We start from the raw sequence: 15,493 nt of genomic DNA on the forward strand, positions 1-15,493 counted from the left end.
TACAATAGTATGAAACGATTTATCTCCATAGCACTTTTCTTGTGCGTGCTCGTTTCCTTGCAGGCACAAGAAATTTACACTACCCAAAACATTCCTAAAGTACATCTTCAGGACAAGACACGTTACGTTTGCAACCCTGCCGGCATACTCTCCGCTGCGGCATGCGATGAAATAGACCGTATGCTTTATGCATTGGAGCAGCAAACCGGTATTGAAACCGTAGTAGCCGTCGTACCTTCCATCGGCAACGAGGACTGTTTTGACTTCTCGCACCGATTGCTCAACGAATGGGGTGTGGGCAAAAAAGGCAAAAATAACGGACTGGTTATCCTGTTGGTAACCGACCAGCGCTGCATCCAGTTTTATACCGGATACGGTTTGGAAGGAGACCTGCCCGATGCCATCTGTAAACGTATTCAAACACGAGACATGATTCCTTACCTGAAAGACGGCAACTGGGATGCGGGTATGGTGGCAGGCGTACGTGCCGTATGCGCCCGCCTTGACGGCAGTATGGTAAACGATTCGGATGAGGATGGAGGTGACTCCCCGATAGGATTGATTCTGGCTGTTGTCGGTTTCTTTGCCATCGCCATCGCGGCGGGAATATTGAAGACACGTGCCGCAAGCAAATGCCCGCAATGCGGTCAGCATAAGCTGCAACGGAGTAATAGCGTACTCGTTTCACGCCATAACGGAGTACGGACGGAAGATGTCACTTATACATGCCGTAACTGCGGACATAAGGTAGTACGCCGTCAGCAATCCTACGATGAGAATTACCGGGGCGGCGGTGGCGGTGGTCCTGTCATTTTCGGCGGTGGCTTCGGAAGAGGCAGTTTCGGGGGTGGCGGCGGTTTTAGCGGCGGCAGCTTCGGCGGAGGTATGGGCGGTGGCGGCGGAGCCGGTTCACGGTTCTGACCGGTACGGCCGAATGTCCTTTTGTAATAAAAGAATTGAGATTATATCATTAATAATAAAAAAAGAAGTATGAAGAAATCAACCATTATCATCATTGTTGTTATAGCCCTTCTCGCCATTTGGGGTGTTACCGGTTATAACGGACTTGTCACTATGGACGAAAATGTCAGCGGACAATGGTCGAACGTCGAAACACAATATCAACGTCGTGCCGACCTGATTCCGAATCTTGTAAATACAGTCAAAGGATATGCCTCTCACGAGAAAGAAACACTGGAAAGTGTAGTAGAGGCCCGCAGCAAAGCTACCCAAATGACCGTAGACGCCAATGACCTGACACCGGAAAAGCTGGCTGAATATCAAAAAGCTCAGGGTGCGGTCACTTCCGCTCTCGGCAAGCTGCTTGCCATTACCGAAAATTATCCCGACCTGAAAGCCAACCAAAACTTTCTGGAACTGCAAGCCCAGCTGGAAGGCACGGAAAACCGCATCAACGTAGCACGTACCAACTTCAACAATGCGGCGAAAAACTTTAATACAGCCATTCGCCGTTTCCCGAAAAACATCCTTGCCGGTCTTTTCGGCTTTGAGAAACGCGCTTATTTTGAAGCGGCCGAAGGTAGTGACCAAGCTCCTAAAGTAGAGTTTTAACACTTTATATTTTTTATACAAAGCTAAGGCTATAAGCGAAATAATCACTACTTTTGCGCTCAATTGAACAAACTTATTATCTCATGAGTAATCAACGATATATGATGAGAGGCGTCAGCGCGTCCAAAGAAGATGTGCACAACGCCATCAAAAACATCGACAAAGGTATCTTCCCGCAGGCTTTCTGCAAAATCATCCCTGATATTCTGGGCGGTGATCCCGAGTACTGTAATATCATGCACGCCGACGGTGCAGGAACCAAATCCAGTCTGGCATACATGTACTGGAAAGAAACAGGTGATCTCTCCGTTTGGAAAGGTATCGCGCAGGATGCGCTGATAATGAATATCGACGACCTGCTTTGCGTAGGCGCAGTAAACAATATCCTGGTATCAAGTACTATCGGACGCAATAAGCTGCTTATCCCGGGGGAAGTGATTTCCGCCATCATCAACGGAACGGACGAACTGCTTGCCGAACTCCGAGAAATGGGTGTGGGCGTATATGCTACCGGCGGTGAGACTGCCGACGTCGGCGATCTGGTACGCACCATTATCGTAGACTCTACGGTAACTTGCCGCATGAAACGTTCGGATGTCATCGACAATGCCAATATCCGTCCGGGAGATGTGATTGTAGGTCTGTCCTCTTGCGGACAAGCCACTTATGAGAAAGAGTATAACGGCGGTATGGGCAGCAACGGGCTTACCAGTGCCCGCCACGATGTATTCTCCAAATACCTGGCAGAGAAATATCCGGAAAGCTACGACAAAGCTGTACCCGATGAACTGGTTTACAGCGGAAAGCTGAAGCTGACAGACAACGTGGAAGGCAGTCCGTTGGATGCCGGCAAACTGGTACTCTCTCCCACCCGTACGTACGCACCGGTAGTTAAGAAATTACTCGACACGCTCCGTCCCGAAATTCACGGTATGGTACACTGCTCCGGCGGCGCTCAAACCAAAGTTCTGCACTTTGTAGGCGACAATTGCCGCGTTATCAAAGACAACCTTTTCCCTGTTCCGCCATTGTTCAGGACTATCAAGGAACAAAGCGATACGGACTGGAGCGAAATGTACAAGGTATTCAATATGGGACACCGTCTTGAGGTATATCTTTCTCCCGAACATGCGGAAGAAGTGATCGCCATCAGCAAAAGCTTCAATATTGATGCACAGATTGTAGGACGTATCGAAGAGAGCGATAAGAAAGAGTTGATTATCAAGAGTGAATTCGGAGAGTTCAAATACTAATCCCGGCTTATCATCTCATCATAACATTACCACTTGAATTAAATGGCAGATAACAATACCATACTTGAGAAACTGGAAGGCCTCGTTGCCCGCTTCGAAGAAGTATCCACACTGATAACCGACCCGGCAGTGATTGCCGACCAGAAGCGCTATGTCAAGCTTACCAAAGAATATAAAGAACTGGGTGACTTGATGAATGCCCGCAAGGAATACATGCAGGTGCTGAGCGGCATTGAGGAAGCGAAAGAAATCATCGCCAACGAAACCGATGCCGAGATGCGTGAAATGGCCCGTGAAGAACTTGATGCCTGCCAAGCACGCCAACCGGAGTTGGAAGAAGAGATAAAGCTGCTGCTTGTGCCTGCCGACCCGCAGGATAGCCGTAACGCAATACTTGAAATCCGTGGCGGCGCAGGTGGAGACGAAGCCGCCATCTTTGCCGGCGACCTCTTCCGTATGTACACCAAGTATTGCGAGACAAAAGGCTGGAAACTGGATATATCCAGCGCCAACGAAGGCGCTGCCGGCGGTTTCAAGGAAATCATCTGCTCCGTAACGGGTGATAATGTATATGGCACGCTGAAATATGAATCGGGCGTACATCGCGTACAGCGTGTGCCTGCCACCGAAACGCAAGGACGTGTGCACACATCCGCCGCATCCGTGGCCGTACTGCCCGAAGCCGAAGAATTCGATGTAGTCATCAACGAGGGAGAAATCAAATGGGATACCTTCCGAAGCGGTGGTGCGGGCGGTCAGAACGTGAATAAGGTGGAATCCGGCGTACGCTTACGCTACAACTGGAAAAATCCGAATACCGGCGTCGTAGAGGAAATCCTCATCGAATGTACCGAAACGCGCGACCAACCGAAGAACAAAGAACGAGCCCTATCCCGCCTGCGTACCTTTATATACGACAAGGAACACCAGAAATACATCGACGATATCGCATCCAAACGCAAAACCATGGTTTCCACCGGTGACCGTTCGGCAAAAATACGTACTTACAACTATCCGCAAGGACGTATCACCGACCACCGTATCAACTATACCATCTATAACCTCGCCGCTTTTATGGACGGTGATATTCAGGACTGCATCGATCATCTGATTGTTGCCGAAAATGCGGAGAGACTGAAAGAAAGCGAATTGTAGTTATGAAAGGGCTATCAGTAGAGAAAGCGTTTCACACGGCTACCGAGGCGTTTCAGAATTGTTTGAAACGCTTTCCGGTTACGGTAACCTTTATCTTTGTATTCACGGCCTACCTCATCTATCTGACGTACACAGACTGGAAAGGCGAAGACCGGTTACTGTTCATCATCGGCTACTATCTGTCGGTAGGTATCCTGCTTTCGCTCACGCTCCATCTGTGGAGCGAGGAAGTAAAAAGCCGCCTGTTGAAAACAGGCATAAACCTCGCCGCACACGCTTTACTTATAGCCGATGCTTTCCTGCTCTATCATTATCTCACCACAGAAAGCTCCTGGATTGAAATCGGCATCGCCCATGCGGCGGCCATTCTTGCCGTAGGGCTCTCCACTTTCTTCCTTTCGTTCCTGCGTGAGAAGAATGACATCGCCAGCTGGAACTTTGCGCTGAACACTGTTTCGGCATATATCGTTACACAGGTGATAGGTCTTATCTTGTGTGCAGGCATCAGCTTGCTGCTGTTCTCCTTGCACCAGCTGTTCGATATTCATATCAGCGGAAAGTGCTACGCTTATATCTACTACCTGTGTAATGTATCGCTCGGTTTAATGCTATTCCTCGGATTGTTGCCGCAGGGAAACGACAAGCATAACCGGGAGCCGCATTCATCGGAATTCCTGAACGGTATTCTGCACTATCTGTTCCTTCCTCTTACGGCCGGTTATCTGATAGTGCTATATATCTATGCCACCCGTATCCTTATCAGTTGGGAGCTGCCCACAGGTTGGGTATCATGGCTTATCGTAGCACTGATGACGGTATGTATCGCCGTCCAATTCGGGCTATACCCCACACGTTTTAAAGAAGGCAAGCGATTTGACAACTGGATTGCACGCTGGATGCCTGTACTGATACTGCCATTGTTGCTGTTGATGACAATAGGCATCATACGCCGGTTCAACGATTACGGCATCACCATCAACCGGCTCTATCTCGCTACGCTTAACGGTTGGTTCTATATTGTCTGCATCGGATTGTTCGTCATAAAAGCGCGGCGTATCAACTGGATACCCATTTCGTTTGCCGGTATCTTTTTGCTGACATCGGCATTGCCCGTCAATTATGCCGGCATTACAAAGAATACGATTCTTAAAGAGATAAAGGCCGAGATGCAACGCAGTTGCCGGGCGGATACTCCCCTCTCATTAGAGCAATATAAGGAGTGGATTTACTCGTTGCCGGAAAAGCAGGCGATACAGATAAACGGTAAATTCAGATATCTGAGCAACTGGTTCGGTACGGAGAGCGTTACCCACCTGATAGACAAGGATGTGACATATAACCTCTATTCTGTGACAGCGGATATTGATACAGATACGATAGCCACCGACACAGATAGCGACAGAGTTACTTATAGCGGCGAAATCGACAGCCAAACAATCATCAATATTCCCGCAGGCTATACCCGATTTATCGCCATTCCCGACGCCGGTCTGTCCGGCCACCGTTTCACCATTCCCCGCCAATACCTCGGGAACGGGACATTACCCGTTTCACTCGATACCCGGACGGGCAATCTGAACGATAGCGTATACATCGAACTCAGTACATTGGAAATGCTGGAAAAAAGCAGCAAGCACGGACATATACCGCCTACCTCTTTCCGGTGTAACTCTCCCAAAAACCTGTTCATGCTGACTGCATTCGATATTCATTATGAAAAAAGCAGTGACGAAGATGTAAGAATGAGCATCAAGGGATATTTATTTAAAAAGTAAAACCATTAAACCAACAATTTGCGATATGAACAAACAACAACTCTTTGAGAATATAAAACGCAAGAAATCATTTCTCTGCGTAGGTTTGGACACGGATGTTAAGAAAATCCCGGAACACCTGTTGAAAGAAGAAGACCCTATCTTCGCCTTCAACAAAGCAATTATCGATGCAACAGCCGACCTGTGTATCGCCTACAAACCGAATCTCGCCTTCTATGAGAGCATGGGAGTAAAAGGCTGGATTGCCTTTGAAAAGACCGTAAACTACATCAAGCAGAACTACCCGGACCAGTTCATCATAGCCGATGCCAAGCGCGGCGACATCGGCAATACCTCTGCCATGTACGCACGTACATTCTTTGAAGAACTGGACATAGATTCGGTAACCGTAGCTCCCTACATGGGTGAAGACAGTGTTACCCCGTTCCTCACCTACGAGAATAAATGGGTTATCCTGCTTGCATTGACCAGCAACAAAGGTTCGCATGACTTTCAGCTGACGGAAGACAAGAACGGAGAACGCCTCTTCGAGAAAGTTTTGCGCAAGTCACAAGAATGGGCAAGCGATGAGCAAATGATGTATGTAGTGGGCGCCACCCAAGGACGCGCTTTTGAGGATATCCGCAAGATTGTTCCCAATCACTTCCTCTTAGTACCCGGCGTAGGCGCACAAGGCGGTTCATTGGAAGAGGTCTGCAAATACGGTATGAACAATACTTGCGGACTGATTGTAAATTCCAGCCGCGGTATCATCTACGTAGATAAGACTGAGGATTTTGCAGCTGCTTCACGCAAAGCCGCACAGGAAGTACAGGCACAAATGGCAGAGCAGTTGAAAGCGATATTCTGATAGAAGAACAATCTGCATTATAGCAACATCAGGCAGAGCCGGACAGACAATTTTCACGCTGCCGGCTCTGCCTGTTCTGTTTCCGTCTTACAAAAGCGAACGTCACTAATAGCTGTTTCTCACAATAGACCGATACACCGAACCATCCATATACAAACTAATAACATACGATTGCCAAATAATCCCATTAACTGGTAAAAATGTCAACATAAACACTTTTATCAGTCAATTTACACTACTTATAAACTATCATTTTAGTTAAAATATAAGAACACATTCACTGATAAATCACAGCACCTGAAAACAATTAGACCCAATTCGACAAACCCGCCTAAATATTGATATAAAACACTATTATACAGATAATAATAAAACAAATAGATAGTGCAAACCACTTATATTCCACCATAACGGACAAACGAAGTTACTGTAATAAAAAAGGAAATAATTTGAATAAAAACCCATAGGAATCAACTTTATTTACACTACACTCATTGCATATCCAAAGATTTACCATATCTTTGCAGCCGGAACCATTTAACAGCATAGCGCCATAAAACACAAAAGGCCGCAGAGTTCCATTCTACATCACCGTTTCCATTCCCTACATATTTCGCTAAAAGCCCATTCTTCAATCAGTCATCATATCACACTAAAAATAACTATAAATGAAAATCAAACAATTAGCGAAAAGCGCATCATTCTTGCTGGTGGCAGGTTTTATTAGTTTTACTATTCCGTCGTGTAGCAGTGAAGAAGAAATCATCATCCTTCAGGATGTAAAAGTAAACAGTGAAAGCTTCAATCTGGCCGAAGACGGCAGTACGACCATAGAAGTCAAGGTAGTACCCGAAAATACTCCAATAGCCAAAGCCGTACTCAGCACATCATTATTCAATGAAAGCGGTGTTTTCGAAGTAACCCGACTCACTCCCAAAGGTAACGGTGTATGGCAGATAGCAGCAAAAGTAAAGGACTTCTCACGCATTCAAAACGGTCAGGACGTAATACTTTCCGTCTATCAAGAAGATAATATGTATATCCAAACCACATTGAAAACAAACGACCCATATAGCATCGAGGGTAAGTATACACCGGTCCATCCGCAAGCCTTTACTTTCTACAGTGCCGAAGACGGCAAACTGATGGAGATTCCGTTCATCATCACAGCCGACAACGCAGCCGACCTTGCCGCCATCAGCTACGACAATATAAAGGTAGTCAATGGCACCGGAAGCTCTACACCCAGCATAAGTATCACACATTTCGCAATAGCTCCGATGACAGGTAAAACAGGCTTCTATCTGCAAGTGGATAACGCCCAACTCGAAACGGTAAAAAAAGCCATCACAACCATCGCCTTTTTGGACTGCCGGGTTATGATAACCGGCCCTAACGGCCGTGTTGCCTATACTCCTGTGCGCCTCATTGTTTCTTCTCCGAAGTGCATCATCAAGGACGACCAACTCAGCCTGCTGCATACAGAATTGTCCGCCCCGGAGTTTAATAGACAAATCACCATAGATATGACCCACGATTTTTATCGTTTGGGCAAACAGAATGATAAAACAACCTTTGAGGCGTTTGAAAACCGAGGCTTGTACAACTCACAAGGAGAAATGGCAGATGCAGACCCTCAGTTCATTTCGTTGGGTTATACCACTCAGGGCAAAAATACAACATGTAACGTAACTTTAAAACATGATGCCACAATTCCTGCAATCGGCACTTACCACATGGTAGAACGCCTAAAAGGATATTGGGAATATGACGGAAAGAAATATCCGACCGTTTGTACAGACCTGCAATTCCAAATCACGATTAAATAAGCCTGACTATTCATCCGATAACCATAAGAAGAGATGAAACAGCGTTTCCTTGACAAAGACTGGTGGAAGAATACCACAGGTGCTACGGCAGGCACTATCATAGGTATCATTCTGACTTTCGGTACAACTTTCTATATAGAAAACCGCAATAAAGCCGAAATGGCCAGAAAGACCGTCATGATTACCTTGCACAACTTAGATTCCGCCATCGACACTATGGAAATGCTCTTGCAGGAGTTACAGAGAAGGGACAGCCTGTTCACGCGGGTATGTTCCCTCATGCCCGATAAGTATGAGCAGATGGGAAACGACTCCTTGATACTGTTTGTCAACACTTTCGGTTCACACCGCATGAACATAACGGATAATACCGCCGAGAGCATTTTCTCCAACAGTTTTGAGGTATGGCAATACTTGGACGATGAAAAAGTGATAGGGCGCATAGGCAACTGTTACAGCATCCTGCATGCCTGCTACGAGCAATACAATAAGATACAAAATCTGCGGATGGACGCTTTCCGCGCCTATTGGCACCAATATCCGCCCACAGATTATCCTAATCCGAAAGAAGCGTTTCTGGCACTCATACAGAGAAACGATGTGCGTTATGTATTGAGCGTACATAACACCGTAGTGCGATTGCTGGAACGCACGTACGGTATAATGCACCGACTGAATGAACGTAACAAACAAGTATTGGGTATTCCGCAAGAGGAATTGGATGAAATAGGAAATCTGTTGGAACAGAATTCCTATGATTTATCGGGAAAGGAAAGCAAGTAGCGACAAAGGGTACGACGCTATATGCCGGCACCTGCAAGTCTCCCGGCATCACATTTTGTCATCTCCCGAAAACAAACTACCTTTGTTGCCAAATACTTAGCCATGTCCTACGAACGTAAAATCATCAACGACCCGGTGTTCGGGTTCATCAATATACCAAAGGGGCTGCTGTACGACATTGTACGGCATCCCCTTTTACAACGTCTTACCCGTATCAAGCAACTGGGATTATCCTCTGTCGTATATCCCGGCGCGCAACACACCCGGTTCCAGCATTCACTCGGAGCCTTCTACCTGATGAGCGAGGCCATCCAGCAACTCACAGCCAAAGGCAATTTCATCTTCGACAGTGAAGCTGAAGCCGTACAGGCAGCCATCCTGATGCACGACATCGGGCATGGTCCGTTCTCGCACGTATTGGAGAATACCATTGTCCAAGGCGTATCGCACGAAGACATTTCCCTGATGCTCATGGAACGTATCAACAAAGAGATGAACGGGCAGCTCACACTCGCCATCCAGATATTCAAGGACGAATATCCCAAACGTTTCCTTCATCAGCTGGTCAGCGGACAACTGGATATGGACCGCCTCGACTACCTTCGTCGCGACAGTTTCTATACAGGGGTCACGGAGGGAAATATAGGCTCGGCACGTATCATCAAGATGCTCGATGTAAAGGACGACCACCTGGTGGTAGAATCCAAAGGCATCTATTCCATTGAGAACTTTCTCACCGCGCGCCGTCTGATGTACTGGCAGGTATATCTGCATAAAACGTCGGTTGCTTACGAGAAGATGCTCATCAGTACCCTGTTACGCGCCAAGGAGCTGGCCGGCAAGGGTGTGGATTTGTTTGCCCCGCCCGCGCTGAAGTTCTTCCTGTATAATGACATCAGCCGGGAAACATTCTATAACAACCCGGACTGTCTGGAAAACTATATCCAACTGGACGATAACGACCTTTGGACTGCCTTGAAGGTATGGAGCGCCCATTCGGACAAAGTGCTTTCCACACTAAGCCTGGGCATGATTAACCGCAACATATTCAAAGTGGAAATCTCCACCGAACCATTCAGCGAAGAGCGTAAAAAAGAAATCACCCGGCAAATCAGCAAGCAACTGGACATCCCCCTTTCCGAAGCCGGTTATTTCATTTCCACCCCCGGCATCGAGAAAAATATGTACGACCCGGCCGACGACAGCATTGACATCCTGTACAACGACGGCTCTACTAAAAACATAGCCGAAGCATCAGATATGCTCAATATATCCTTGCTATCCAAGAAAGTAAAAAAATACTACTTATGCTACCAACGTTTGCATAGATAAGTATAAAATATTCATCACAGGACAAGGATATATAAAAAAAAAGTCCGTTATTTGTGTTTTGAAACCATCTAACAACAATAAGACATGGAGTTCTCTGCTAAACAAATTGCAACATTTATCCAAGGAGAAATCGTTGGAAACGAGAATGTAACCGTACACACCTTCGCCAAAATCGAAGAAGGAATACCCGGAGCAATCTCTTTCTTATCCAACCCTAAATACATACCTTATCTGTACGAAACCCAATCGAGTATTGTCTTGGTAAACAAGGATTTCGTTCCCGAACAGGAAGTAAAAGCTACAATGATTAAGGTAGACAATGCTTACGAAAGCCTCGCTAAATTATTAAACCTTTACGAACAAAGCAAACCAAAGCGTACCGGTATCGATTCGCGAGCATACGTTGCCGAGACCGCAAAAATAGGCAAAGATGTTTACATCGCACCTTTTGCCTGTATCGGAGAGTACGCAGAAGTGGGAGACAATACGGTGATTCATCCGCACGCCACCATCGGAAGCGGCGCCAAGGTAGGCAGTGACTGTATCATTTACGCAAATGTAACCATCTACCACGATTGCCGCGTAGGCAACCACTGTATATTGCACGCCGGTTGCGTAATCGGTGCGGACGGATTCGGTTTCGCCCCTACTCCCGAGGGTTATGAGAAGATTCCTCAAATCGGTATCACCATATTGGAAGACAACGTGGAAATCGGCGCCAATACTTGCGTAGACCGCGCAACAATGGGAGCCACCATCGTGCACAGCGGTGTAAAGCTGGATAACCTGATACAGGTGGCCCATAACGACGAAATCGGTTCGCATACGGTGATGGCAGCCCAAGTGGGTATCGCCGGTTCCACCAAGATAGGCGAATGGTGTATGTTCGGCGGCCAGGTCGGTATAGCCGGACATATTCATATCGGCAACAAAGTGAACCTTGGCGCGCAATCGGGTGTTCCCGGCAATATAAAGGAAGGCAGCCAATTGATAGGCACTCCGCCTATGGAAGTGAAACCTTACTTCAAGGCGCAGACCGTATTCCGCAAGTTGCCGGATATGTACTTTGAAGTGAACGCGCTTCGCAAAGAACTCAATGAATTAAAAAAACAATTAAATAAGTAACCAATGTTGAAACAAAAGACTCTGAAAGACAGCTTTTCGCTCAGTGGAAAAGGTCTTCACACAGGACTTGATCTGACCGTTACTTTCAACCCTGCTCCCGACAATCACGGATATAAGATTCAGCGTACCGACCTGGAAGGTCAGCCCATCATTGACGCTGTCGCCGATAATGTGACCGAAACGACACGCGGTACCGTACTCTCCAAAAACGGAGCGAAGGTAAGTACCGTAGAGCATGGTATGGCTGCGCTTTATGCATTGGGCATAGACAACTGCCTTATTCAGGTGAACGGTCCGGAATTTCCCATTCTGGATGGAAGCGCCCAATATTATGTCAACGAAATAGAACGCGTAGGCACGGTAGAACAGAGTGCCGTAAAGGATTTCTATATCATCAAGTCCAAGATTGAATTCCGCGATGAGGCGACCGGCTCATCCATCATCGTATTACCCGATGAGAACTTCAGCCTGAACGTGCTGGTATCCTACGACTCTACTATCATCCCCAACCAATTTGCCACATTGGAAGACATGACAAAGTTCAAGGATGAAGTAGCCGCCAGCCGTACTTTCGTATTCGTACGCGAGATAGAACCGTTGTTGCAGGCCGGACTTATCAAAGGCGGCGACTTGGACAACGCCATCGTTATCTACGAGCGCGAAATGCCGCAGGATGCTTACGACAAGCTCGCTGACGTAATGGGCGTGCCGCACATGGATGCCAAACAGTTGGGTTACATCAACCACAAACCTCTGGTATGGCCCAACGAATGCGCCCGCCACAAACTGTTGGACGTAATCGGCGACCTGGCTCTGATCGGCAAGCCCATCAAGGGGCGTATCATCGCCACGCGTCCGGGACATACCATCAACAATAAGTTTGCCCGCCAGATGCGTAAGGAAATCCGCCTGCACGAGATACAGGCTCCTACATACGACTGCAACCGCGAACCGATTATGGATGTAAACCGCATCCGTGAACTGTTGCCGCACCGCTATCCGTTCCAACTGGTGGACAAAGTAATAGAGATAGGCGCCAACTACATCGTAGGCGTCAAGAACGTAACGGCCAACGAACCTTTCTTCCAGGGACACTTCCCGCAAGAGCCCGTAATGCCCGGCGTATTGCAAGTGGAAGCAATGGCGCAGACAGGCGGTTTACTTGTTCTGAACTCCGTAGACGAACCGGAACGCTATTCCACCTACTTCATGAAGATAGACGGCGTTAAGTTCCGCCAGAAAGTAGTGCCGGGAGACACCTTGATTTTCCGCATTGAACTGCTGGCCCCCATCCGTCGGGGTATCTCTACTATGAAAGGCTATGTATTCGTAGGCGAAAAGGTAGTGTGCGAGGCTGAATTTATGGCTCAAATAGTAAAAAACAAGTAAATTAATTATGATAAGTCCCTTAGCGTATATTCATCCCGAGGCGAAAATCGGGGAAAACGTAGAGATTGCTCCTTTTGTTTTCATTGACAAGAATGTGGTAATCGGCGATAATAACAAGATTATGGCGAATGCCAACATTCTGTACGGGTCGCGTATCGGCAATGGGAATACCATTTTTCCCGGAGCTGTCATCGGTGCCATTCCTCAAGACCTGAAGTTCAGAGGAGAAGAGACTACCGCCGAGATAGGCGATAACAATACCATCCGCGAGAATGTAACAATCAACCGGGGTACAGCCGCCAAAGGAAAGACAATCGTAGGCAGCAACAACCTGCTGATGGAGAGCGTACATGTGGCGCACGATGCCATCATAGGCAACGGCTGCATCATCGGCAACTCCACCAAAATGGCCGGTGAGATTGTAATAGACGACAACTCCATTATCAGCGCCAATGTACTGATGCACCAGTTCTGCCGCGTAGGCGGATTCGGGATGATACAGGGCGGATGCCGTTTCAGCAAAGACATACCGCCTTACATCATAGCCGGCCGCGAGCCTATCTGCTATGCAGGGCTCAATATCGTGGGGCTGCGCCGCCGCGGTTTCTCCAACGAAACTATCGAAGCCATTCATGACGCCTACCGCATCATCTATCAAAGCGGACTGAACAATACGGAAGCTTTGAAAAAGATTGAGAATGAAATGGAAATGACACCCGAAATCAGCTATATTGTAAACTTTATACGTGAATCGACTCGCGGCATTATCCCTGCAAGTAAATAAAAAGTTAGCACTATGATATATAGATTTACTCTCATCTCCGATGAAGTAGATGACTTCATCAGAGAAATACAAATCGACCCGGAAGCTACGTTCTATGACTTCCACGAAGCTATCCTGAAATCAGCGGGTTATACCAACGACCAGATGACCTCTTTCTTCATCTGCGACGACGATTGGGAAAAGGAAAAGGAAGTAACCCTCGAAGAGATGGATGACAATCCGGAAATAGACAGTTGGGTGATGAAAGAAACCCTGGTCAGCGAATTGGTAGAAGACGAAAAGCAGAAACTTCTGTATGTATTCGACTACATGACGGAACGTTGTTTCTTCATCGAGCTCTCCGAAATCATCACCGGCAAGAATATGACCGGAGCGAAATGCACCAAGAAAGCCGGGGAAGCTCCCAAACAAACCATTGACTTTGAAGAAATGGCGGCTGCCGGCGGTTCGCTCGACCTGGACGAAAGCTTCTACGGCGACCAGGACTTCGACATGGAAGACTTCGACAAAGAAGGCTTCGGCGGCCTGGACGAAGGTTCCGCCGATATTCCTTACGAAGAAGACAAATTCTGATAAACCGGTTCGGGCGAATAACAATTTGCTCCAATGATACTGAAATATCCTACGAGGATACATTCGTATCAAAGGATGCAACTGTTCTTCGCCCGAATTATTTTATTGCGACCTCATGAAAACATTGATAGTACTTATAGGCCCTACGGGAGTAGGCAAGACAGAACTCAGCCTCCGACTGGCGGAGCATTTCCGGACGTGCATCGTTTCCGCCGATTCACGGCAACTTTACGCCGACCTGAAAATCGGTACGGCCGCCCCTACCCCGGAACAATTGCAACGGGTACGGCATTACTTCGTCGGCACCCTGCAACTGACCGACTATTACAGCGCCGCCCAATATGAAGCCGAAGTACTGCAACTTCTTGAGCAACTCTATACCCGGCACGAAGTCGTACTCCTGACCGGCGGTTCCATGATGTACGTGGATGCCGTATGCAAAGGCATTGACGACATCCCTACCGTAGATGCCGAAACCCGGCAATCGATGTTACACAAATACGAAACAGAAGGCTTGGAAAACCTTTGCGCCGAACTGAAACTGCTGGATCCGGAGTATTACAAAATAGTGGATTTAAAGAACCATAAACGAGTAATCCACGCCCTGGAAATCTGTTATATGACAGGAAAGACCTATACCTCTTTCCGCACGCGGCAAAAAAAGGAACGCCCCTTCCGTATCATTAAAATAGGGCTCACCCGTGACCGTGAAGAATTGTACAACCGTATCAACCGGCGCGTAGAGCAGATGATAACGGACGGACTTGTAGAAGAAGCCCGCAGCGTCTACCCTCACCGCGCGCTCAACTCACTGAACACCGTAGGCTATAAGGAAATCTTCAACTACCTCGACGGAGAATGGACACTGCCTTTCGCCATTGAGAAAATTCAGCAGAACTCACGCATCTACTCCCGTAAGCAGATGACATGGTTCAAGCGGGACGAAGAAATACGCTGGTTTCATCCGGAACAAGAAACGGAGATACTTGCATACCTCCGTTCCCAACTGTCATAAGTCCGCCCGCCAATCGGCGCAGACCGCAGAATCTTTCCCGCGCCTTTACCATCCGGCT

The 15,493-nt window shown here is 47.5% G+C and carries 14 protein-coding genes; all 14 read left to right on the top strand.

Annotated elements, in window-relative coordinates; all coding sequences use genetic code 11:
- The first annotated feature begins 9 nt into the window (after positions 1-9).
- The 14 genes from BUB52_RS03745 (at position 10) to miaA (ending at position 15,435) form a co-directional block, all read left to right on the top strand.
- Positions 10-921: a TPM domain-containing protein gene (locus BUB52_RS03745; protein ID WP_009122651.1), complete on the top strand. Its 912-nt coding sequence runs from the start codon at positions 10-12 to the stop codon at positions 919-921.
- A gap of 69 nt (positions 922-990) precedes the next feature.
- On the top strand, positions 991-1,572 hold the full coding sequence (locus BUB52_RS03750; protein WP_009122652.1) for a LemA family protein: 582 nt from the start codon (positions 991-993) through the stop codon (positions 1,570-1,572).
- 83 nt (positions 1,573-1,655) lie between these two features.
- Entirely contained in the window at positions 1,656-2,825 is a 1,170-nt protein-coding gene (locus BUB52_RS03755) for an AIR synthase-related protein (protein WP_039950954.1), read from the top strand.
- A gap of 42 nt (positions 2,826-2,867) precedes the next feature.
- A complete protein-coding gene (gene prfA, locus BUB52_RS03760) occupies positions 2,868-3,980 on the top strand; it encodes a peptide chain release factor 1 (protein ID WP_009122654.1) in 1,113 nt (370 codons plus the stop codon).
- A gap of 2 nt (positions 3,981-3,982) precedes the next feature.
- Entirely contained in the window at positions 3,983-5,755 is a 1,773-nt protein-coding gene (locus BUB52_RS03765) for a DUF4153 domain-containing protein (RefSeq protein ID WP_009122655.1), read from the top strand.
- A gap of 25 nt (positions 5,756-5,780) precedes the next feature.
- On the top strand, positions 5,781-6,605 hold the full coding sequence (gene pyrF, locus BUB52_RS03770; protein WP_009122656.1) for an orotidine-5'-phosphate decarboxylase: 825 nt from the start codon (positions 5,781-5,783) through the stop codon (positions 6,603-6,605).
- A 668-nt stretch (positions 6,606-7,273) separates the two neighbouring features.
- Positions 7,274-8,434 (top strand): hypothetical protein, encoded by a 1,161-nt coding sequence (locus BUB52_RS03775; protein ID WP_009122658.1) that lies wholly within the window; start codon positions 7,274-7,276, stop codon positions 8,432-8,434.
- A gap of 33 nt (positions 8,435-8,467) precedes the next feature.
- Positions 8,468-9,217, top strand: a complete 750-nt coding sequence (locus BUB52_RS03780) for a hypothetical protein (protein WP_009122659.1) — start codon at positions 8,468-8,470, stop codon at positions 9,215-9,217.
- 102 nt (positions 9,218-9,319) lie between these two features.
- Positions 9,320-10,549 carry an HD domain-containing protein gene (locus BUB52_RS03785; protein WP_039950957.1) on the top strand — a complete coding sequence of 410 codons (1,230 nt, stop codon included), beginning with the start codon at positions 9,320-9,322 and terminating at the stop codon, positions 10,547-10,549.
- Between the two features lie 84 nt (positions 10,550-10,633).
- On the top strand, positions 10,634-11,674 hold the full coding sequence (gene lpxD, locus BUB52_RS03790; protein ID WP_009122661.1) for a UDP-3-O-(3-hydroxymyristoyl)glucosamine N-acyltransferase: 1,041 nt from the start codon (positions 10,634-10,636) through the stop codon (positions 11,672-11,674).
- Positions 11,675-11,677: 3 nt separating this feature from the next.
- A complete protein-coding gene (locus BUB52_RS03795; RefSeq protein ID WP_009122662.1) occupies positions 11,678-13,063 on the top strand; it encodes a bifunctional UDP-3-O-[3-hydroxymyristoyl] N-acetylglucosamine deacetylase/3-hydroxyacyl-ACP dehydratase in 1,386 nt (461 codons plus the stop codon).
- Positions 13,064-13,070: 7 nt separating this feature from the next.
- Positions 13,071-13,847 carry an acyl-ACP--UDP-N-acetylglucosamine O-acyltransferase gene (lpxA, locus tag BUB52_RS03800; RefSeq protein ID WP_009122663.1) on the top strand — a complete coding sequence of 259 codons (777 nt, stop codon included), beginning with the start codon at positions 13,071-13,073 and terminating at the stop codon, positions 13,845-13,847.
- A gap of 12 nt (positions 13,848-13,859) precedes the next feature.
- Entirely contained in the window at positions 13,860-14,420 is a 561-nt protein-coding gene (locus BUB52_RS03805) for an IS1096 element passenger TnpR family protein (RefSeq protein WP_009122664.1), read from the top strand.
- 115 nt (positions 14,421-14,535) lie between these two features.
- Positions 14,536-15,435, top strand: a complete 900-nt coding sequence (gene miaA, locus BUB52_RS03810; protein WP_009122665.1) for a tRNA (adenosine(37)-N6)-dimethylallyltransferase MiaA — start codon at positions 14,536-14,538, stop codon at positions 15,433-15,435.
- Positions 15,436-15,493: the final 58 nt, after the last annotated feature.

This window comes from Bacteroides clarus YIT 12056, assembly GCF_900129655.1.
Lineage (GTDB): Bacteria > Bacteroidota > Bacteroidia > Bacteroidales > Bacteroidaceae > Bacteroides > Bacteroides clarus.

Bases quoted from the DNA above. Each gene is read 5' to 3' on its own strand.
- BUB52_RS03785 (WP_039950957.1), top strand. From the start codon at position 9,320: ATGTCCTACGAACGTAAAATCATCAACGACCCGGTGTTCGGGTTCATC.
- BUB52_RS03775 (WP_009122658.1), top strand. From the start codon at position 7,274: ATGAAAATCAAACAATTAGCGAAAAGCGCATCATTCTTGCTGGTGGCA.
- miaA (WP_009122665.1), top strand. From the start codon at position 14,536: ATGAAAACATTGATAGTACTTATAGGCCCTACGGGAGTAGGCAAGACA.
- BUB52_RS03795 (WP_009122662.1), top strand. From the start codon at position 11,678: ATGTTGAAACAAAAGACTCTGAAAGACAGCTTTTCGCTCAGTGGAAAA.
- lpxD (WP_009122661.1), top strand. From the start codon at position 10,634: ATGGAGTTCTCTGCTAAACAAATTGCAACATTTATCCAAGGAGAAATC.
- BUB52_RS03780 (WP_009122659.1), top strand. From the start codon at position 8,468: ATGAAACAGCGTTTCCTTGACAAAGACTGGTGGAAGAATACCACAGGT.
- prfA (WP_009122654.1), top strand. From the start codon at position 2,868: ATGGCAGATAACAATACCATACTTGAGAAACTGGAAGGCCTCGTTGCC.
- BUB52_RS03745 (WP_009122651.1), top strand. From the start codon at position 10: ATGAAACGATTTATCTCCATAGCACTTTTCTTGTGCGTGCTCGTTTCC.
- BUB52_RS03750 (WP_009122652.1), top strand. From the start codon at position 991: ATGAAGAAATCAACCATTATCATCATTGTTGTTATAGCCCTTCTCGCC.
- BUB52_RS03805 (WP_009122664.1), top strand. From the start codon at position 13,860: ATGATATATAGATTTACTCTCATCTCCGATGAAGTAGATGACTTCATC.
- pyrF (WP_009122656.1), top strand. From the start codon at position 5,781: ATGAACAAACAACAACTCTTTGAGAATATAAAACGCAAGAAATCATTT.
- BUB52_RS03755 (WP_039950954.1), top strand. From the start codon at position 1,656: ATGAGTAATCAACGATATATGATGAGAGGCGTCAGCGCGTCCAAAGAA.
- lpxA (WP_009122663.1), top strand. From the start codon at position 13,071: ATGATAAGTCCCTTAGCGTATATTCATCCCGAGGCGAAAATCGGGGAA.
- BUB52_RS03765 (WP_009122655.1), top strand. From the start codon at position 3,983: ATGAAAGGGCTATCAGTAGAGAAAGCGTTTCACACGGCTACCGAGGCG.